Source organism: Actinoplanes sp. NPDC026623, assembly GCF_040638275.1.
In the GTDB taxonomy this organism is placed as follows: domain Bacteria; phylum Actinomycetota; class Actinomycetes; order Mycobacteriales; family Micromonosporaceae; genus Actinoplanes.
Genome location: NZ_JBEZXZ010000175.1, coordinates 1 through 18,840, shown reverse-complemented (window position 1 = coordinate 18,840; position 18,840 = coordinate 1). Strand labels below are relative to the sequence as shown.

The 18,840-nt window shown below is 67.3% G+C and carries 21 protein-coding genes; 12 read left to right on the top strand and 9 right to left on the bottom strand.

Features of this window, described 5'->3' with window-relative positions:
* Window positions 1–75 precede the first annotated feature (75 nt).
* Both AB0F10_RS34925 and AB0F10_RS34920 read right to left on the bottom strand, forming a co-directional pair.
* Window positions 76–777 carry a hypothetical protein gene (locus tag AB0F10_RS34925; RefSeq protein WP_360635171.1) on the bottom strand — a complete coding sequence of 234 codons (702 nt, stop codon included), beginning with the start codon at window positions 775–777 and terminating at the stop codon, window positions 76–78.
* On the bottom strand, window positions 777–1,022 hold the full coding sequence (locus AB0F10_RS34920; RefSeq protein WP_360635168.1) for a DUF6284 family protein: 246 nt from the start codon (window positions 1,020–1,022) through the stop codon (window positions 777–779). Before AB0F10_RS34920 ends, AB0F10_RS34925 begins: the two co-directional genes overlap by 1 nt.
* Before the next feature lie 131 nt (window positions 1,023–1,153).
* Between AB0F10_RS34920 and AB0F10_RS34915 the strand changes: the two genes are divergently transcribed.
* The 4 genes from AB0F10_RS34915 to AB0F10_RS34900 all read left to right on the top strand — a co-directional run bounded on the left by AB0F10_RS34915 (window position 1,154) and on the right by AB0F10_RS34900 (window position 6,488).
* Window positions 1,154–2,020: a winged helix-turn-helix domain-containing protein gene (locus AB0F10_RS34915; protein ID WP_360635165.1), complete on the top strand. Its 867-nt coding sequence runs from the start codon at window positions 1,154–1,156 to the stop codon at window positions 2,018–2,020.
* A complete protein-coding gene (locus AB0F10_RS34910) occupies window positions 2,017–2,697 on the top strand; it encodes an HAD-IA family hydrolase (RefSeq protein ID WP_360635162.1) in 681 nt (226 codons plus the stop codon). Before AB0F10_RS34915 ends, AB0F10_RS34910 begins: the two co-directional genes overlap by 4 nt.
* Before the next feature lie 934 nt (window positions 2,698–3,631).
* Entirely contained in the window at window positions 3,632–4,996 is a 1,365-nt protein-coding gene (locus AB0F10_RS34905; RefSeq protein WP_360635159.1) for a hypothetical protein, read from the top strand.
* A gap of 655 nt (window positions 4,997–5,651) precedes the next feature.
* Window positions 5,652–6,488 (top strand): hypothetical protein, encoded by an 837-nt coding sequence (locus AB0F10_RS34900; protein WP_360635156.1) that lies wholly within the window; start codon window positions 5,652–5,654, stop codon window positions 6,486–6,488.
* Between the two features lie 277 nt (window positions 6,489–6,765).
* Here the strand turns inward: AB0F10_RS34900 and AB0F10_RS34895 are convergent, their stop codons facing one another.
* The 6 genes from AB0F10_RS34895 to AB0F10_RS34870 form a co-directional block, all read right to left on the bottom strand.
* Window positions 6,766–7,161 (bottom strand): hypothetical protein, encoded by a 396-nt coding sequence (locus AB0F10_RS34895; protein WP_360635153.1) that lies wholly within the window; start codon window positions 7,159–7,161, stop codon window positions 6,766–6,768.
* Window positions 7,162–8,042: 881 nt separating this feature from the next.
* On the bottom strand, window positions 8,043–8,840 hold the full coding sequence (locus AB0F10_RS34890) for an aminoglycoside phosphotransferase family protein (RefSeq protein WP_360635150.1): 798 nt from the start codon (window positions 8,838–8,840) through the stop codon (window positions 8,043–8,045).
* A gap of 18 nt (window positions 8,841–8,858) precedes the next feature.
* Window positions 8,859–9,494 (bottom strand): methyltransferase domain-containing protein, encoded by a 636-nt coding sequence (locus tag AB0F10_RS34885; RefSeq protein ID WP_360635147.1) that lies wholly within the window; start codon window positions 9,492–9,494, stop codon window positions 8,859–8,861.
* A gap of 33 nt (window positions 9,495–9,527) precedes the next feature.
* Window positions 9,528–10,142, bottom strand: a complete 615-nt coding sequence (locus AB0F10_RS34880) for a TetR/AcrR family transcriptional regulator (RefSeq protein ID WP_360635144.1) — start codon at window positions 10,140–10,142, stop codon at window positions 9,528–9,530.
* A gap of 135 nt (window positions 10,143–10,277) precedes the next feature.
* A complete protein-coding gene (locus AB0F10_RS34875; RefSeq protein ID WP_360635141.1) occupies window positions 10,278–10,556 on the bottom strand; it encodes a sulfurtransferase TusA family protein in 279 nt (92 codons plus the stop codon).
* Window positions 10,553–11,215, bottom strand: coding sequence for a metalloregulator ArsR/SmtB family transcription factor (locus AB0F10_RS34870; protein ID WP_360635138.1), 663 nt, complete (start codon window positions 11,213–11,215; stop codon window positions 10,553–10,555). The genes AB0F10_RS34875 and AB0F10_RS34870 overlap by 4 nt, the downstream gene beginning before the upstream one ends.
* Window positions 11,216–11,442: 227 nt before the next feature.
* On the opposite strand from AB0F10_RS34870, the gene AB0F10_RS34865 reads away from it, so the two are divergent.
* From AB0F10_RS34865 to AB0F10_RS34830, 8 genes are all read left to right on the top strand, one after another.
* Window positions 11,443–12,642, top strand: coding sequence for an MBL fold metallo-hydrolase (locus AB0F10_RS34865; RefSeq protein ID WP_360635135.1), 1,200 nt, complete (start codon window positions 11,443–11,445; stop codon window positions 12,640–12,642).
* Window positions 12,639–13,877, top strand: coding sequence for an MFS transporter (locus AB0F10_RS34860; RefSeq protein ID WP_360635132.1), 1,239 nt, complete (start codon window positions 12,639–12,641; stop codon window positions 13,875–13,877). Before AB0F10_RS34865 ends, AB0F10_RS34860 begins: the two co-directional genes overlap by 4 nt.
* 286 nt (window positions 13,878–14,163) lie before the next feature.
* Window positions 14,164–15,264 (top strand): MFS transporter, encoded by a 1,101-nt coding sequence (locus AB0F10_RS34855; RefSeq protein ID WP_360635129.1) that lies wholly within the window; start codon window positions 14,164–14,166, stop codon window positions 15,262–15,264.
* Between the two features lie 10 nt (window positions 15,265–15,274).
* On the top strand, window positions 15,275–15,598 hold the full coding sequence (locus tag AB0F10_RS34850; protein WP_360635126.1) for a metalloregulator ArsR/SmtB family transcription factor: 324 nt from the start codon (window positions 15,275–15,277) through the stop codon (window positions 15,596–15,598).
* A complete protein-coding gene (locus AB0F10_RS34845; RefSeq protein ID WP_360635123.1) occupies window positions 15,595–16,074 on the top strand; it encodes an SRPBCC family protein in 480 nt (159 codons plus the stop codon). The genes AB0F10_RS34850 and AB0F10_RS34845 overlap by 4 nt, the downstream gene beginning before the upstream one ends.
* 1 nt (window position 16,075) lies before the next feature.
* Window positions 16,076–16,522 carry an SRPBCC family protein gene (locus tag AB0F10_RS34840; protein WP_360635120.1) on the top strand — a complete coding sequence of 149 codons (447 nt, stop codon included), beginning with the start codon at window positions 16,076–16,078 and terminating at the stop codon, window positions 16,520–16,522.
* A gap of 129 nt (window positions 16,523–16,651) precedes the next feature.
* Window positions 16,652–16,987: a metalloregulator ArsR/SmtB family transcription factor gene (locus tag AB0F10_RS34835; protein WP_360635117.1), complete on the top strand. Its 336-nt coding sequence runs from the start codon at window positions 16,652–16,654 to the stop codon at window positions 16,985–16,987.
* Entirely contained in the window at window positions 16,978–17,706 is a 729-nt protein-coding gene (locus tag AB0F10_RS34830) for a cation transporter (protein ID WP_360635114.1), read from the top strand. The genes AB0F10_RS34835 and AB0F10_RS34830 overlap by 10 nt, the downstream gene beginning before the upstream one ends.
* 232 nt (window positions 17,707–17,938) lie before the next feature.
* Here the strand turns inward: AB0F10_RS34830 and AB0F10_RS34825 are convergent.
* On the bottom strand, window positions 17,939–18,840 hold a 902-nt coding region (locus AB0F10_RS34825; RefSeq protein ID WP_360635111.1), incomplete at its 5' end, for a tetratricopeptide repeat protein.

Sequence of the window (18,840 nt, the reverse complement as noted above, 5' to 3'; positions counted from 1 at the left end):
GTGGAACTACGTCATCCATCCTGGACCCATCCCAGAAACGGTGCGAAACCAGACAATCATCCTCGAACCGACCAACTAATTCATCGTCGGGCCCTTAGCGGCGATCTGCGCGACCGGCGCGCCGGGCATCTTCGCGGCGACCTTGGCCACCTTCTCGGCCGACGCGGGCCGCGGCGTGACGCGCTTGACGGGCGTCTTCTTGACCGCCGGAACCGGGGTAGGCGCTGGGGGCTCAGGTGTTTCGGCTGCTGCCTGCTCGGCAGCAATACGCGCCTGGAGTTCGATGACTTCCGGCGCCAGGATCTCGGTAACGGTCCGCTCCGCCCGCTCGGTCGGCGCGACGGTCTCGGTCAGCGCGGCGGCACGGCGGGCAGTGGCGAGCAGGGCTCCGGTCGCCATGACCATCAGGCCATCGACGGCGAGTGGGCCGAGCAGGACCGTCAGAGCGTCCTCGCCGTAGAAGTGCAGCAAGCCCGACAGGTGCCGGTACGACACGAACGCGGCGACCAGAGCGACGGGCAGCAGCCCGGCGAACCGCAGGAACGACCAGCCGCGGCCGGTAGGCCAGACGACGCGGGCCAGGATCTCGGTCGCGACGAACAACGCGATGGGCCAGAAGATCGCGCCGACGACCGCGCCGGTCTGCGGCGTCCAGTCGGCCGGGGCCTCGGCGGGCGGGACGTAGGAGTGCGCGACGTTCGCAGCGATCGAGACCGTGCCGCCGAGAGCGGCACCGATGTAGGCCCAACCACGGCCCGACACGGACGGCTTGCGCATCACGCCACCGCCTTGAGGGCGACAGGGCGTGCGGCCAGCTCGGCGGCAATGCGGGTCACGCGGGCCTCGGCCCGGCGCAGCCGACGCCAGTCCAGCGGCGACGGGCCGCCGTGCTCGGCGGCGTAGATGTTGGTGATCTCGGCGTCCAGCACGGACAACTCCGCCTCGATCAATGGCCACTCGGCCTCGATCGCGGACAGGTCCGCCAACGTCGGTTCGTCGGACAGGAGCGGGTGCTTGCGCACTGCCAGCCTCCAAAGCTTGGTGGACCTGGCTAGTCAGGTACCGTCCTCTGAAGGTAGGCCGACATGGCTAGTCAAGTCAAGGACTGAGTCGAAACTTCCCTAACTTGGCTAGTCAGCGGTACTGTCATGCGGTGGCCGCGAACTTGGACTACCTAGGTGACCTCGATCCCGACGACCCCCGGCAGGCGTCGCAGCAGATCGCGAACATGCTGCGCGCAGCCATCCTGACCAGAAAGCTCGCGCCCGGCGACAAGCTTCCGTCTCAGCCGGAGCTTGCGAATCGGTATGGCGTCGCCCGAGAAACGATCAAGCGTGCGTTGGAAGCACTTCGCAACGAACGGTTGATCGTGACGCGACAGGGGAGCGGCGCGTTTGTGCGCGCGCAGACACAGCGACCGGTCGAGTTGCGACCGCTAATCGAGGCAGCATTCGAGCACCCACATGTCGCGATCGACTTCGCCGGCTTCTCCGGCGAAACCCTGCGTGACGCCATCGCCGAAGCGCTCGACATGGTGCGCGCTGGTCGTACCGCACCCGAGACGATCGCCGTACGCCTCATGATCTCGGACATGACCGTGCCGATGGCACTGCCCGCGCTGGCTGCGACTGGTGGGGACGACGCCGAGGTCCGGAAGCGGGCAGAACGCATCACGCGGCGGGCCGCCGACGGGATCATTGACCAGGTGCAGGAACTTGCGGACCTCGGACTCGTCAAATCGGCCACCGTTGAGGTGCGAACGCACAGCATCGCGCCGACCTTCAAGCTCTACATGCTCAACAGCAGCGAAGCGTTCTTCGGCTTCTACCCAGCGATCAAGCGGGAGGTCACCATCGGTGGCCAGCCGGTCGAGATCTTCGATCTCATGGGCAGGGACGCGACGCTCTTCCACTACGCCGTTGACGAGGATGAAGGATCACACGGCACTCAGTTCGTGGAGTCCGCGCGCCTCTGGTTCGACTCGGTGTGGAACAGCGTCGCCCGCGAGTACCGCGAGTGAGCGGCGTGGGGTTAACGCACATCATCGGCGCTGGCCCTCTGCTCCTGGACTTCGACGGTCCGGTGTGCTCGGTCTTCGCAGGGGAGCCCGCGCCGCGCGTTGCTAAGGAACTGGTCACCCTGCTCGACTTCAGGCGGATGGCGATCCCTCCTGAGATCCGCGGCGAAGAGGACCCGCTTGCCGTGCTCCGTTGGACCGCGGAGACGTGCCCGGTCGAGGTGGTTGGCGCGATTGAGGACGCGATGTGCGCAGCGGAGTTGCGGGCCGTCCGCACTGCGGCACCGACGCCATCCAGTCGAGAGGTGATCGTGGGGGCGAACTCGCGGGGGATACCGCTCGCCGTGGTGAGCAACAACTCGGAGCCCGCGATCCGGGCGTATCTTGCGGCGCACGGGCTGACTGGCCATATCGGGCCGATCGTCGGCCGGCCGCACGCTGAACCTGCGCGGATGAAGCCGAATCCCTGGGCCGTCGTCACTGCCGTGGACGCCCTGAGGGCTGATCCGCGGAGTTGCACCCTGGTCGGTGACTCACTCACCGACATCGAGGCAGCTAGAGCGGCAGGCGTCAACATCATCGGCTACGCCAACAGGCCGTGGAAGACGGGAGCTTTCGCCGGTGCCGACGCCGTTGTGACCTCGATGGGCGACATCGCAGCCGCGCTGTCTTCGGCGTAGCGACGTCGTCACGGGTGTCACCGGTGTCACTGGTGTCACTCCGTGGGGTTTGAGCTGGGAAAACGTGAGTGACAGGACAGGGATTGCTCTGTCACTCACGTACGGATTTCGAGACGCAGAAGCATCTTAGGATGCTCTCCATTAATTGACGTGATTGTGTGGTGCGGTGCCCGTGTGGCATTCTGGTTGAACCGCAGGACCTCCAACCTTACCCAAGGGTCATGATTTGTACAGAATCGATGGAAGCACGCTGCCACGTATTTCCCCGGAGTCATGGGTCGCGGCGCGGATGGCGCTATCTGATGGCATTGGCGTCGCAGAAGAGGACCTTCCTCGTATGCGAAAGTTTCCACTTACACCTCTTTCCCCCGTTCAGTGGAGAAATGTCATACGGGACGCGTCCATAGCGGACCTATGGGGGGACGGTCGGCAATCGGTCGCTACGGTTATTGGGGTCCTGACCGGAAGCACTCGCCAAGTCGGCCGTAAGTTTCGCGGACGATTCGCTAGATTCCATGCCCTGGTTTCGGCTCTAGCTGCTACGTGCCGAGAAATCAGCGCTTTTAAGGAGCCTCCTCACGAGTCCGGTTCAAAGGAAGTTTGGGAAATATCAACCAGTGTAAACGTTATTTGGGACGCTGTTGTTGGGGGGATTAAGAGTGGAACATCGCCAGACTCATTCGGTCAACAAATCTATGATGCTGTCACGCTCTGCGACAAAGCTGTTGCAAAGCTATCCAATCGGATAACAGGATCAATTGAAGTTGAAAGCGGGCTGTTCGTTCTCCGACATGTCTATGGAATGGAACCAGAGACTTGGGAGGCGGGCAGTTCCATCACTGCGGGGGCTCGAATAACCGCAGCCTGGCATGGAAGGCTAGAGGAGCTAGAGGGGCGTGTCCGCGAGTCAATTTCTCACCTTTTGCCGCCGAGGTTGGACTACCTTCCTAATCCATCGGAGCATCTCGGAAAGATCCTGATCTCGCAGCGGCCACTGATTACTCATAGAGTGGTCGCTGCAACCTGGCCGATGGTATTCAATCGCTACTCTGAGGATGAGGAGTCGGTACTAAAGGCCATTACCGGGTTCTATCCGTTGGTTGCCCGTGCTCTCTCCACTCATGAAGACGTAGCTAGAACTAGAGTTGAACTCATGTCCGGGCCCGACGACGAGCGCGCGCTCCGTCTGGTCAGTCATCTGTACCGGTTGTCACTAGAAACAAATTTTCGGCATACCGCAGCAGCGGTCCTCTGCATGCTGGGTGAAACTGAGCTGACGACAGAGCTGCCGTCGACGAATGACCTTCTCATGGGTATTTCGAGGTCGAGCTCGGATATCTGTCAGTTTCTGAAGAAGCCAGTCAGGACTGAATGGAGGAATGCCGCAGCACACGAGCATGTCTATTGGGATGATTCCCTGGATGCCCCGGTGCTCGGCGGACAGGTTGTCAAGGTAGAGGAAATCCATCAAGCTGCGGAGAGCTTGATCGCGATCGACGAAGCATTCCAAGCGGGAATCGCGATCGCGCGTGCTGGGCATGCCGTCTTGAGAAGGCGGATAGACCAGTTTGTGAATCCTTGGGAAGGCAGTCCTTTTCTTCGCAACCGGGTCGCCGAGATCCTCGGAGTTGCGGGCGTTGCCCCGCATGATGTTCGGCGCCGGCGGGATACGGTGCATGTTCACATACCTAATTTGGCGGGGCGTGAGTTCCAAGCCCTAGTTTCCATAGTCGTGGCGGCGGAGGAGTCAGATTGGATCGACGCATATTGGGTTGTTACTAGTTCAGGGCAAACTCGCGAATGGCGGCTCGATCGCGCTTCCCTTGTGGCTGCAGCGAGCATCGCTCCCGGCGGCGCTAGGGAGGGTGCGGGAACGAGCTGGTCTTCTGATAAAAGGCCAACCATGTATCGGCCTTGGTCCGCGCTGCCTCTCATTGCGGTCGATCTCGCCAACACAGATCTCCGGCCTGTCCGCATGGCCAGAAAGCTCGGCTCCGTCGTACTTACGCGACTAAGTCAATATTGTTCATTCGACTCGTTTGACATGCCCATCCTTCTTTATGAGCGAGGAGTGCTGGAAAGAGAGATGCAGACAGCTGTCGTTGCGGTTCGTGCTTGCGCTGACATTTTACCCATCGCATCCCATCTGGAGCCGATTATATCGGCGATCGATGAGGCGCTAAGGCCACAACAGATGCGAAGTCCCGGAAATATTGACTCAGTTATTACCCCTATACTCCGGCTACAGGAAGTTCTCGGTGATGTTGATGGCCGGTATTCTTGGTTCGTAGAAGCCTGAGCGGCGAGGTGGCATCTGATCCGCGCGTCACCTTCCTGGCCTGCGGGTCACGTTATCTGACCTTTCCCGCTCCCCGGGCATGAACGGGGACCACCGGGGGCGTTCGACTTCTATCTGGTGGAGCGGGCGAAACGATCCATGAGCGCCGTCGATCCCAACTTTAGAGCGCTGTTCCGGTCGTATAACAAACGCTCATCCTTCGGCCGCGCCCGATGTCCCGGGCGAACACGTCGAGGTCGTCAGTCTCGTAGGATCTCCTCGGGCCGACGTTGGGTCACCGCTTGCTCCGTCGCGCCCGTAGCGAAGAACCGTGTGCATCTTGAGCTGTCGACCTTCCACGGCCACATCATGGTCCACGGCCTGTGCTGCTTCGATCACCGGGGACCATCTGGGGACCACACGGTATGCGCGCCAGCGCGCGGACCTGCACACTTGACATTCGCGTGATCGCTGCGCGTCGCGCTTGACGTGCGGAAATACCTATCCCAACGGCCTGGGGGTCGTGCGGTCTAGCGACCCGTTGCTGTCCGGCATGAGGTGGGGAAGATCGGCAACGGGGACGGGCTATCGTGAGGGACACTCATGTTAGTGGATCTGTGCGAGAATTCCGAGTAACACGCGAGGCGCGCCTATTGTTGGTCATGAGGAGACGCGGGTGGCAAAAGGAAAAAAGCGTAGGGAGCCGCTCGACGAGCTAGCATCCCCGCCTGTTGAAGATGGCTCGAATAGGTCTACTGAGGTCGACGTGGTGCCTTCTAGTGGCTCAGAATTGGCTGCTCGTGGGAAGGCCGCGCAGGAAGTGGGACCGAAGGAACACCGAGGCTTCCTGCGCTTCTTGGGTCTTCGCCGGGTCGGCCTGGGGGGTGTGGTCGGCTCCTCGGAACAGGCGATTGGGCGCTCTAAGGTGGCCGGAGACGTGTACCAGGTTAGCGGCGTCAAGGGCGATATTCATATTTACCAACGGGACACGGCGGAGAATCCCCGCGAATCTGAGGCCGAAAATCTGTGGTACTCCCGCTTAATTTTCCGGCGTTCAATTCAACACAGGGATCAGTTTGTCGGAAGCTTCCTGAATCAGGCACTTCGGCAGGCAAACATAACATTCATCCTGAGCGTCATTTTCATGGCGGTCGGGGGCTTGCTTGTGCTGGCCGCGGCTGTTCTGGCGCTGATGCATTCGGCGCCGAGCGCGCCGAACGGTTACATAACGCTTGCCACCGGCCTCGGTGGTGCAGTCATTGCCGGATCTGGTGCGGTTTTTTGGCGGCGCGCCGATAAGTCAAGAAAGCATCTGGCTGAGCAAGCAGAGAGGATGCACTCCCAGCTTCTCGAAGAACGAAAGTTCGTGCAGGTCGGCGAAATTCTTGCCGGCGTCGAGAATCCGGACCTCAACGACCGCGCTCGCATCGCGCTTGTCCTGAAACTGATGGACGTAGATCCTGCGTCGGCTGTGGATGCGAGAGACACGCCTGCCGAAGCCAAAGACCTCTAGTCGGATTCACCATTCCGACCGGGCGTGGTGATCCCCCGACTGAAGCTCGGCCGGACGGGGACCATCCGGGGACCACACGCTATGCGTGCCAGCGCGCTGGTCTGCACGCTTAACGATCCCGTGAGCGGCCCGCATCGCGCTTGACGTGCGGAAACGCCAACATCAACGGCCTGGGGGTCGTGTGGGCTATCAGCGACGAATCCGTCGCAGCAAGCCCCCCGATTGTGCCGAAGTCGTGCAGGGGGCCGGGCCGCGGCCGACATCCAAGGACGAGGCACTAGTTGCCTCCGTTACCGCGCTTTTCGGCAAAGTAGAAGCCGATAATTGTGCCAACGATTCCGGTTAGTGGTGTTACTACCACCGTCGCAACCTTTTCAACGTTATCAACGGTGAGGCCGTCGAGCACAGCGATCAAGAGTACCACCAGGATCCCAACCAAAGAGAGAAAAGCTCCCACGGCGAGAGCGGTCCGGACCCACTCTTGGCGGCCAGCCAATTGCCTCTGAAACTCCGCAGTTGCAATCTTAATTCGGCTATCTTCGTCGGTTCCGGCAGGGGGTGCATTTTCTACCTTGGTGAGATCTACCGAAAAAGGTTCTAGGGGTGAACCCGCCGCCTCTGCGGTCAAATCAATGATCCGTTCGGGATCGCTCATTTCGGAGCTATTAGTCATGGCTGCAGCTCCTAAAGGAACCGCAGTTGTTGTTTTTCGTCGCCCTTTTCGATGAGGATAGCGTAATCGTCGAGCTGCTTTCCCCAGACTAGAAGTCCAATCGCGATGGATCGGCGTATAACCTCAGTGACTGTTGTGCCTTGCCTGTTCGCCATGTCCTGAAGTTCACTAACCTGTTTCGAGGCTAGTGTCACCGTTACCTTCACCTGCGCGCTCGGCGTGGCAGCAACACTGGCTGGCAGGTAGTAATTCTCATTAACCATTGCCGGTTGGCCTCTCTACAGTTGGAGCCTTGCTGTCGCCCGCGGTCATTGAGCGACGGCCGAAGCATACCGTCGCTCTGCGGTCGTAACTGTTTCGCGGCGTTCGCGAGCGATGATCACGTCGTCGGCGCGCGGAGCGATCTCTGTGAGGCCGGCGTCCGACGCTGAAGACCCCGGTGCACTGACTGGCCCAGGAAGGACAAGAGTAGTTGCGGCGCGTGGGGACCATCTGGACCACACGGTATGCGCGCCAGTGCGCGGTCCTGCATACTTGACGTATTCCTGAACGCTGCGCAACGCGCTTGACGTGCGGAAACGCCGACTCCAACGGCCTGGGGGTCAAGGGGTCGCAGGTTCAAATCCTGTCAGCCCGACGTAACAAAAGGCCAGCGTAGCTGGCCTTTTGTATTTGTAGCCATTAATGCGTTCACAAGGGCGCGACACGCATTTTTGCCCGTACGCGCGTACGGTTGCGCATGGTTCCTGTTGATTTTGCCGCCCGGCTGTTGTTTCCTGGTGGGATGCTCATGGCTGAGTCGCAGGTCGGCCTGGTATCGCATCGTTTCCCAGGCGCCTTCGGATGCCCCGGCCTTGACCTCAGTCCGGTGCCCGGCGCGTTCACCGGACGGCCCGGTGCCGGGCGCGGTCGAGTAGGTCGATGAGCGTGGGTCGTTCGATGTCGATGCCCTCGGACAGGCGTGCGGCGGTGTGCACGATCAGCCATTTGTCGACCTGGTGTAGCGGTCTGGGCGTGTTGGCGGTGTATGCCCGGGTGTAGCCATGCGTGAACACCGATCGGCCGGTCGCCATGAGCGCGCGGGACAGCAGGGGTGTGCCGGGCAGCGGATCGGCCCGCCGCAGTAGCAGGAGCGTGCGCGCGTGGTCGGCTTCGGGAACGCCGCGGGTGGCGCCGACCCAGTCGATGACGTTGACCCGGTCGGCGGTGACGAGGACGTTGCCTGGGTGGTAGTCGCCGTGGCATACGTGATCGCCGTCCGGCAGCTCGTGCAGAACCCGCACGGCGAAGTCGCGCAATGGTGGGGGCAGTGCGGCGTCGTCGATGTGCGCGGCCAACCTCTCGCGTAGGTCCGGGAGACCTTCCGGGACGCGGATTGCGTGTACGGCGAGGTGGGCCGTGGCTAGTGCGCGGGCCAGGCCGAGCACTCTCCATGGTTGGCGTTGCAGCAGTGTGAGCATGTCCTGCCCGCCGAGGCGTTCCAGCACCAGGCCGATGCGGCCGTCGCAGTCCACGACGTCGATCAGCCTCGGGGCGACGCCATGTCCGTCCAGTTTGGTCAGTGCCAGTGCTTCGGCGCGGTGCCCGCCGAATCCGGGGCGGTACAGCTTGACGACCGTGTCGTCGCCCCAGGCGTGTACGTCGGCCTCGCGGCCGGCTCCGATCTTGGCTCCGATCATGTCAGTGTCCTCCGGCCGTTAGTCGCTGCGCGGTTTGCGGGCGAGGACGCGTTCGACGGTGCCGGCCTTGTGTCGTTCGGCCTCGACGAGGTCGAACCCGGCCGCGCGGACCAGTGGTAGCTGGCGGCGGGTGAAGTGTTCCCCGGCGGCGCGGATGGTCAGCCGTTCCAGGAGCCACTGGGCGGCGCGGATCGGCGGCCAGGTGCTGGCGATGTGGTCGAGCAGGAGCAGTCGCCCGCCGGGCACGAGGACCCGTCTCATTTCACCGATCGCGGTGGTCGGGTCGGGGATCGTGCACAGCGACAGCGCGCAGACCACTGTGTCGAACGTGTCGCCGGGAAACGGCAGGGCTTGGGCGTCGCCGGTGTGCAGGTCGACGTCGCGGCCGAGGTCGGCGGCGCGCTGTTTGGCGATGGCCAGCATCGCCGGGCTGAGCTCGATTCCGGTGATCGTGGCGTCGGCCGGGTAGTGCGGCAGGTTGAGGCCGGTGCCGATCGCGATTTCCAGGACCCGGCCTTGGGCGCGGGCGCCGAGCCATTGCCGGCCGCCGCCGAACCAGATCTTTTCGAAGAAGGCGATCTGTTTGTCGTAGCCCGGTGCGCTCTTCTCCCAGGCGCGCAGGACCTTGGCGGTCTCGTCTGGTGTCGCTGTCATGAGGTGCTCCAACCGGTCAGGATGGGCGAGGGGTCAGGCGGTCGGGGGCAGGCTGCCGAGCCCGCTGTCGGAGGCTGCTGCGGTGATGACTCCGGCGATGACGTGCCGGATCCGGTCGGCGGCCAGGTCCGGGTCGGGTTGCCCGGCGTCCAGCCAGGCGATGATCGCCTCGATCGCCACGGTGGGTGCCAGCTGCGCCGCCCACCGGGCCCACGCCGGATCGGTGACAACGGGCGAGATCTGAAGGTGGGCGATCTCGGTGACCTGCGCGTGGAACCGGTCGGCGGCGGCTTTGAACTCCGGCTCGCGGGCGGCGTGTACGAACAGCAGCCGGAATCCGTCCGGTTCGGCGATCGCGGCCTTGAGTAGCCCGTCGATGCTGGCGTCGGTGAACCCGCCCACCGGCTCGGCCACGTGATCGGACATGACGGCGCAGAACCGGTCGAGTGTCGCCTGGTAGAGGTCGGTCTTGGAGTCGAAGTGCCGGTACAGGATCACCCGGGTGATGCCGGCCTCGGCGGCGATGTCCTCCAGGCCGGTCGCGGCGAACCCGTGGCGCGCGAACGCGGTCGTCGCCGCCGCGAGGATCTGTTCGCGCCGCTGCGCACGCGGCAGCCGCCGCACCGGCTCAGACCTCGTCTCTGCCACGATCGCAGCCTCCCATGTGTTAACTCCTGAGTGTACTTTCACCTATGTCCACTCTCAAGTCAACATGCGGGAGGCTGCCTGCACGACCCCGTCCTCACCGCGAACGAGGAGACCAGGGCGCTCGACAGGCCGACATCACACCTGCGTCGGCCGCCATGGACGATCCGGGTCGGTGACCGCTGCGGCGGCGGTGACCCTGATCGCGTAGGTGGGCCGGTCGCCGGCCGGCAGTGGGCCGAGGTAGGTGTGTCCGGTGAGGTGGCACCAGGCGGGCAGGTCCAGGGGCGCGGCCGGATCGGTAGCGATCTGGTGGATCGTGGTGTCGGCCGGGACCTGCAGGGTGAGGCGGCGCAGCTCGATGAGCAGCAGCACGCATCGGCGGTCACCGCCGTCGAGGACCACGGGCGTGGTCATGCGGCGGTGTCGACGGGCAGGTCGGCGAGGCGCCACTCGAGCATCCCATCGGCCAGCCGGGCAGCGCGGCGGCCCCGGGCGTGCAGAAGCCGGACGGCGTCGTGAGCCAGCACGCAGTAGGCGCCGCGACAGTAGGCCACCACGTCGATGCCGGCGGGCAGATCGGTGAGCCGGTCGGCGAGCTGGTCCAGGGGTATGGAGACCGCACCGGGGATGTGCCCGGCGGTGTACTCCTCGGCGGGGCGTACGTCCACGGCGACAACCTCGCCCGCGGCGAGGCGGCGCCGGAGTTCCTCGCGGTCCACGGCGTCGGTGTCGTCGACGCCGAGGTACGCGTCACGTGCGGCGGCGGCGTGTGCGTTGCGGGAGCCGGCGACGTCGCGCAGCAGCGCGTACAGAGCGGCGACGTCGGGCCCGGCGAGCCGGTAGTGAATCTTCGTACCCTCACGACGGGTCACGACCAGCCCCGCATGCCGCAGCGTCTGCAAATGGGCCGAGCAGGTCGTCAGCCCCAAGCGCGCGGCGCGGGCCAGAGCCTCGACGCTGCGTTCACCCTGAGCCAGCAGGTCGAGCAGCTCCAGACGTTTGCCGCTGCCCAGTGCCTTGCCGACACGGGCAAGGGAGTCGAACAGCTCAGCCTTGGCAACCGGATCACCCACACCATCCTCCAATGTTCTGTGGAATAGTGTAGTAGCTAGGTGCGGCAGACGCCGCCCGGGTCGAAGGGGTGTCGTGCAGATGCGGCAGGAATGGCTGATACCGCTGGTGGACGAGGGCTTGGGTAACAGCGCCTACCTGCTCGACGCCCGTGACGGCAGGGCGCTGGCGGTGGATCCACCACGGGACCTGCGCGCGTTACGCGGCCACCGCGCGGCGTGGATTGACGGTGGCCTGGGCGGCCGACACCCACCTGCACGCCGACTTCCTCTCCGGCGCCGTGCAACTCGCGGCGAGCGACGGCGCGCAAGTCCTGGCCTCGGCCGCCGGGATGCGCGCCTTCGACCACCGCGGCCTGGCCGACGGCGACGAGGTCGACCTGGGCGGGCTCACCCTGCGCGCCCTGGCGACGCCGGGGCACACCGATGAGCACCTGTCCTTCCTGCTGCTCGACGCGACGGCGCCGGTGGGTGTGTTCACCGGCGGGTCGCTGATCGTCGGCGCCGCCGCCCGCACCGACCTGCTCGGCGACGAGCGCACCGTCGAACTGGCCCGCGCCCAGTACTCGTCCCTGCACCGTCTCGCGCTGCTGCCGGACACCACCGGAGTGTGGCCCACGCACGGCGCCGGGTCGTTCTGCTCCGCCCCGCCCGGTGCCGCGCGGACCAGCACCATCGGCGCGGAGAAGGCGGGCAATCCGCTGCTGGCCGCGCCGGACGTCGACGCGTTCGTCGCCCGGCTCGTCGCCTCCCTCGGTTCCTACCCGGCGTACTTCCGGTGGCTTGGAGAGACGAACCGACGGGGCCCCGCGGTCCTCGGCGCCGCCCCCGCACTACCGGGACTGTCCGCCGACGAGGTGCGGCGACTGCTCGCTGCCGGCGCGGCGCTGGTGGACGTGCGTCCGGTTGCCGACGTGGCCGCCGGGCACATCCCGGGCGCGATCGCGATCCCGCTGCGGGCCCAGTTCGCCACCTGGCTCGGCTGGCTCGTCGCCCCGGACACCCCGGTGGTGATCGTGCGCAACCCCGGCCAGGACCCGGCCGACATCCTGTGGCCGGCGCTGAACATCGGCTTCGACTCGCTGGCCGGTGAACTCACCGGCGGTATGAGCGCCTGGACCGGTGAGGTCACCACCACCCGGCTGGTCCTCCCGCATGAGGTCGACGCCCCGGTGCTCGACATCCGGCAAGACAGCGAATACGGCGCCGGGCATCTACCCGGGGCCGTCCACCTGGAACTCGGCGACGTTCCCGGCGCCTGCGACGCCGCACCGGACAGGCCCACGGTGGTGATGTGCGGACACGGCGAACGCGCCATGACCGCCGCCACCCTGCTGGAACGCGCCGGCCGCCGCGACCTTGCCGTCCTCGTCGGAGGTCCCAACGACTGGGCTGCCGCCACCGGCCACCGCCTGACCGAGGGCTCATGAACACCACCACGGCACCGCGGCTGGGGCTGGCCGCCAACGCCGGCCAGTTCACCCTGCTCGTCGTCGTCAACGCCCTCGTCGGCGGTGTCCTCGGCTCCGAACGCACCGTGCTGCCGCTACTCGCCGACCGCGAATTCGGCCTCGCCGTCTACACCGCCGGCCTGACCTACATCCTCGCGTTCGGCGCGACGAAAGCCGCCACGAACTTCTTCGCCGGCACCCTATGCGACCGCTACGGCCGCAAACCCGTCCTGCTCGCCGGCTGGCTCATCGCCCTGCCGATCCCCGCCATGCTGATCTGGGCACCGAGCTGGGGATGGATCATCGCCGCGAACGTGCTGCTCGGGATCAACCAGGGCCTCGCCTGGTCCACCACCGTCATCATGAAGATCGACCTCGCCGGACCGGACCGGCGCGGCCTGGCGATGGGCCTCAACGAATCCGCCGGCTACCTCGCCGTGGCCGCCACCGCGATGGCCACCGGCGCCCTCGCCGCCGCCCACGGGCTACGCCCGGCGCCGTTCCTGCTCACCGCCGCCTACCTCGCCCTCGGCCTCGGCCTGTCGCTGTTCTTCGTCCGCGAGACCCGCGGGCACGCCCGCCACGAAGCCGCCACCCACACCGGCGAGCAGAACGCGGACCTGACCACCCGGCAGGTCGCCGCCCTGACCAGCTGGCGCGAACCCGCGCTGTCCTCGGCCAGCCAGGCCGGCATGGTCAACAACCTCAACGACGGCCTCGCCTGGGGACTGTTCCCCATCCTGTTCGCCGCCGCCGGACTGTCACTGACCCAGATCGGCGCGCTGGCCGCCCTCTATCCGGCGGTATGGGGTCTCGCGCAACTCGCCACCGGACCGGCGTCGGACCGCTACGGGCGCAAACCGTTCATCGTCACCGGGATGCTCCTGCAGGCCGCCGCCCTCGGCCTGATCGCGCTCGCCGACGACTTAACCGCCTGGGCCCTCGCCGCGGTACTGCTCGGTGCGGGCACCGCCGCGGTGTACCCGACCCTGCTCGCCGCCATCAGCGACGTCGCGCACCCCGCCTGGCGTGCCCGCGCCGTCGGCGTCTACCGCCTCTGGCGCGACGGCGGCTTCGCCGTCGGTGCCCTGCTCGCCGGGATCGTCGCCGACCTCGCCGGCATCCGCGCCGCGATCTGGGTCGTCGCCGCCCTCACCGCCGCGTCCGGGCTGCTCGCCTGGGCCCGCATGTACGAGACGCACCCCCGGCACTGACCAGCCGCCCCTCGGTACGCCCACCGGCAGGCGCGCTCTCCACCACTCCGGAAGGAACCATCCCCCCGCATGATCGCCACCGAGTACGTCGACTCACCGGCCGCCCGTGAGGCCCTGCACCGCCGAACCCTGCGAATCGTCATGACCTCCCAGGTGTTCAGCGGCGCAGGCCTCGCCGCCGGTGTCACCGTCGGGGCGCTGCTGGCCGCGGACATGCTCGGCACCAGCAGCCTGTCCGGGCTGCCCGCAGCGCTGTTCACCGCCGGGTCCGCCGGTGCCGCCCTGATTGGTTGGCCGGCTGTCCCAGCGCCTCGGGCGCCGCGCCGGGCTGACCGCCGGATACGCCGCCGGCGCCGTCGGCGGCGCCGGGGTGGTGCTGGCCGCCGCCGTCGACAGCGTCGCCCTGCTGCTGCTGTTCCTGCTCGTCTACGGCGCCGGTACCGCCACGAACCTGCAGGCCCGCTACGCCGGCGCCGACCTCGTCGTTCCGCAACGCCGCGGCCGCGCCGTCAGCTCCGTGCTCGTGGCCACCACCCTCGGCGCGGTCGCCGGTCCCAACCTCGTCGCCGTCACCGGCGACGCCGCCCGGCACTTCGGGATACCCGCCCTGGCCGGGCCGTTCGGCCTCGCCGCGATCGCGTACGCCCTCGCCGGCACGGTGCTGTTCGCCCTGCTGCGACCGGACCCTTTGCAGGTGTCACGCCGCATCGCCGCCGCCGAGCTGTCGGAAGCGGTGACCGCCCACCCGCCGCGGACAGGCGCCCGCGCGTTGTACACCGGCGGCGTCATGGCCGGTGCGCTCACGATGGTCCTCACCCAGATCGTCATGGTCGCCGTAATGACCATGGCACCACTCCACATGCAAACTCACGGCCACGACCTGCACGCCACCGGCCTGGTCATCGCCGTCCACATCGCCGGCATGTACCTGCCGTCCCCACTCACCGGCCTGCTCGTCGACCGCCTCGGCCGCACACCCGTCGCCGCGGCAGCCGGGCTGACGCTGCTGGTCGCCGGGGTCGTCGCGGCGACCGCCCCCACCGACTCGGTGGCCGCCCTCGCCCTGGCCCTGGCACTGCTCGGCCTGGGCTGGAACCTCGGCCTCATCTCCGGCACCGCCATGATCACCGACGCGCTGCCGCTACACAGCCGCGCCAAGACGCAGGGAAACGTCGACCTGTGCGTGGCGCTCGCAGGCGCGGGCGGCGGCATCGCCAGCGGCATGATCCTCTCCGCCACCAGCTACGCCACCCTCGCCCTGGGCGGCGGAATCCTCGCCCTCGCCATCATCCCGCTCGTCGCCCGCCGGCCTCGGGCCAAGGTCGCCGAGCGCAACCGCCAGCAGCAGCGGCTGCAGGCACTTGACGCCAGACTCGGTAAGTCGTAGCTTACCGTTCGTGGCTACTTACCAAGACGGAGACGGGTGGGATGCCCTCGGCGATCCCACCCGACGCGCCATCATGGCGTGCCTCGCGGAGCGACCAAGGGCCGTCGGTGAACTCGCACAGGAGTTGCCGATCAGCCGGCCCGCGGTGTCGCAGCACCTGAAGGTGCTCAAGGACGCCGGCCTGGTCACCGACCGCACCGCCGGCACCCGCCGCGTTTACCGACTCAACCCCGCCGGCGTCGCCGCCCTGCGTGATCAACTGGATACGTTCTGGCATCGCGCGCTCGACGGCTACCAGGACGTCGTGGAACAACCGACCCAGGAGGACTCATGACCCAGCCCACGACCGTGGTGCGCCGCCACGTCATCGTGCACACGCCGCTCGAGCGGGCCTTCACGGTGTTCACCGAACGGTTCGGTGACTTCAAGCCCAAGGAGCACAACCTGCTCGGCGCGGCGATCGCCGAGACCGTGTTCGAGCCCAAGGTCGGCGGTCACATCTACGACCGCGGCGTGGACGGCAGCGAATGCCGCTGGGCCCGCGTCCTGGCCTACGACCCGCCGGACCGGGTCGTCTTCAGCTGGGACATCAGCCCGCAGTGGCAGGTCGAGACCGAACCGGACAACACCAGCGAGGTCGAGGTCCGGTTCCTCGCCGAGACCCCGCAACGCACCCGCCTCGAACTGGAACACCGCCACCTCGACCGGCACGGCCCCGGCTGGGAATCCGTACGCGACGGCGTCGCCCACGACGAAGGCTGGCCGCTGTACCTGTCGCGGTACGCAGCCCTGTTCACCGAGGGCGGCTGACATGTCGCTGATCAGCGTCAGCACCGACGTGGACCGGTCCGCCGAGGACGTCTTCGCCTACGCCACCGATCCGACACTGTTCCACGAGTGGCAGCAGGGCGTCGTCGACGGCCGCATGGAAGGCGCACCGAAGGTGGGAGCGCGATGCATGACCACCCTGCGCATCGGCGGCGCCGACCGGGCAAGCAGCTCCGAAGTCGCGCACTTCGACCCGCCACGCACGTGGGGCGTCCGAGGCCTCGACGGACCCATCCGGGCCGTCGTCGACGTCACCGTCGAACCTGTCGCCGCGGACCGGTCCCGTCTGACCATCAACGTCGATTTCGAGGGTCACGGCGTCGGCAAGCTCCTCGTCCCGTTGCTGGTCCGGCCCCAGGCCCGCAAGGAGATGCCGAACAATCTGGCCGCCCTCAAGCAACGCCTCGAACACCGCCAGGCCACCCCCTGACGAACCTTCAGTCCGGAATCAACCTGATGCGGTAGCCGACGACAGGGCGCCGCCGGCCCGCGACCCCCGCCCGTGACGGGGCGAGGCAACAGTTCAGCGGTTGCTTTATTCAGCGTTCGCTGTACTGTCGTGGTCGTGGAAGTCATGACGCACGGACAGGTCCTCGCCCGGTTCGGTCACGCACTGTCCGATCCGGTGCGGGCCCGGCTCCTGCTGGCGTTGCGGGACGGGCCGGGATATCCGGCCGAGCTGGCAGAGCGGCTCGACACCAGCCGGCAGAACCTGTCCAACCACCTCGCCTGCCTGCGCGGCTGCGGCCTGGTCGTGGCCGTACCCGAGGGCCGGCGCAGCCGATACGAACTGGCCGACCCGCGGCTCGCGCACGCCCTGGGCGACCTGCTCGGCCTGGTCCTGGCGGTCGACCCGGCGGTCTGCCCCGAGTCCGCGGCGAAGGGATGCTGCTGATGGCCGCCTCGCCACCGCTTCCCACGCTGCCGGTCGGGCCGCCCGCTGCGCGGCGGTCGGCGCTGACCCGCCGGGTGCGGCTGCTGGTCGCCGCGACGATCACCTACAACACCGTCGAGGCGGTCGTCGCGATCACCGCCGGCACCCTCGCATCGTCCACCGCGCTGCTCGGGTTCGGCCTGGATTCGGTGATCGAGGTGTCCTCGGCCGCCGCGGTGGCATGGCAGTTCTCGGGCAGCGACCACGAGCGGCGCGAACGCACCGCGCTGCGGATCATCGCGATCTCGTTCTTCGCCCTCGCCACCTACGTCACGGTCGACTCCGTACGGGCCCTGATCGGCGCCGACCGGGCCGAGCACTCCACGATCGGGCTGGCCCTGGCGGCGTTGTCCCTGCTGGTGATGCCCGTGTTGTCCGCCGCGCAGCGCCGCGCGGGACGCGAGCTGGGCTCGGCGTCGGCGGTGGCGGACTCCAAGCAGACCCTGCTGTGCACCTACCTGTCCGCGGTCCTGCTGGTCGGTCTGGCGGTCAACTCGCTGTTCGGTTGGTGGTGGGCCGATCCGCTCGCCGCGTTGGTCATCGCCGCCGTCGCGGTCAAGGAAGGCCGCGAAGCGTGGCGCGGCGACGGCTGCTGCACCCCGGCCACCGCGCTGCGCCCCGCCGCGCCGCCGGCCGGTGCGTGTACCGACGGCTGCTGCACCCCGGGCGAAGCGTCATGACCGCCGTACTCGCCCTCGGCATCTACCTGCTCGGCCTTGGCCTGGCCTTCGGCTGGCGCAGCGTCGCGCAGTGGCGCCGGCTGCGGGTCCGCCGCTGACAGCACCGTATCCATCCACCACCGATCGTTGAGTCAGGTCGCGCAAACTGTCAGGCATCCCGGGTGTGGCCGCGAATTGTGCCGCCTCCGGACTGGTTAGGCTTCTGGGGCGCTTGAGGATGGCGGGCCCGCTCCTACTCCTCAAGGCGGCCCAGCCGCCGGCGGGCCTCGTCGGCCGCGGGATCGCCCAGCGCCTCGTAGATCTCCAGCGCGCGGCGCCAGGCGTCGGCCGCGGCCGGCCGGTCGTGCATCGCCGTCCGCACGTCGCCCAGCCGGGTCAGGGTCTCGGCCTCGTGATAGCGGTCGGCGGAGTCGCGGAACAGCAGGATCGACCGTTCGTAGAGCTCGGCGGCCCGCCCGTGCTCGCCGAGCCGCTCGTGGGAGAAGCCGAGGCTGTCCAGGGTCGCCGCCTGGCCGTTGCGGTCGTCGATCTTCTGCTGGATCAGCAGCGCCTCGGTGCAGTGCTCGATCGCGCAGCGGTGGTCGCCGATGGTGGCGTGGATGTAGCCGACGGCGTTCAGGGTGCGCGCTTCGCCGGCGGGCGTGCCGGCCAGCCGGTGCAGCCGCAGCGCCTGCCGGCCGTGGGCCAGCGCCTCCTGCGGCCGGCCGCGCTCGTAGGCGAGCTCGGTGCGGCTGTGCAGGGTCTGCGCCTGGCCGGTGAGGTCGCCGATCCGTTCGTACAGCCGCAGCGCCGCCGCCAGCCGGTCGGCGGCGTCGTCGTGCTCACCCAGCCGCAGCGCGGCGCGGGCCAGCAGGCGGTTGGCCATGGCCTGCCCGCCGAGGTCGCCGGCCCGTTCCGCGGCGGCGACGGCGACCTGCTGGGTGGTGAACTGGTCCTGCCACAGGCCGCGGGGGGCGAGGAACGCCGTCACGGCCCAGGCCAGTTGCCAGGCGTACGTCTCGAAGCCGGTGTCGGCCGCCTGCCGGACCACCCGGATCAGCACCTCGCGCTCGGCGGTGAACCAGGCGAGCGCCGCGTCGCGGCCGGGCACCCCCGCCGGCCGGCCGGCCGGAAGCGGCGGCGCCGGGGGGGTGG

Coding starts and splice junctions, on each gene's coding strand:
- AB0F10_RS34860 (WP_360635132.1), top strand. CDS start 12,639: ATGAACACCACCACGGCACCGCGGCTGGGGCTGGCCGCCAACGCCGGC.
- AB0F10_RS34890 (WP_360635150.1), bottom strand. CDS start 8,840: ATGATCGGAGCCAAGATCGGAGCCGGCCGCGAGGCCGACGTACACGCC.
- AB0F10_RS34830 (WP_360635114.1), top strand. CDS start 16,978: ATGCTGCTGATGGCCGCCTCGCCACCGCTTCCCACGCTGCCGGTCGGG.
- AB0F10_RS34885 (WP_360635147.1), bottom strand. CDS start 9,494: ATGACAGCGACACCAGACGAGACCGCCAAGGTCCTGCGCGCCTGGGAG.
- AB0F10_RS34895 (WP_360635153.1), bottom strand. CDS start 7,161: ATGACTAATAGCTCCGAAATGAGCGATCCCGAACGGATCATTGATTTG.
- AB0F10_RS34845 (WP_360635123.1), top strand. CDS start 15,595: ATGACCCAGCCCACGACCGTGGTGCGCCGCCACGTCATCGTGCACACG.
- AB0F10_RS34925 (WP_360635171.1), bottom strand. CDS start 777: ATGCGCAAGCCGTCCGTGTCGGGCCGTGGTTGGGCCTACATCGGTGCC.
- AB0F10_RS34840 (WP_360635120.1), top strand. CDS start 16,076: ATGTCGCTGATCAGCGTCAGCACCGACGTGGACCGGTCCGCCGAGGAC.
- AB0F10_RS34875 (WP_360635141.1), bottom strand. CDS start 10,556: ATGACCACGCCCGTGGTCCTCGACGGCGGTGACCGCCGATGCGTGCTG.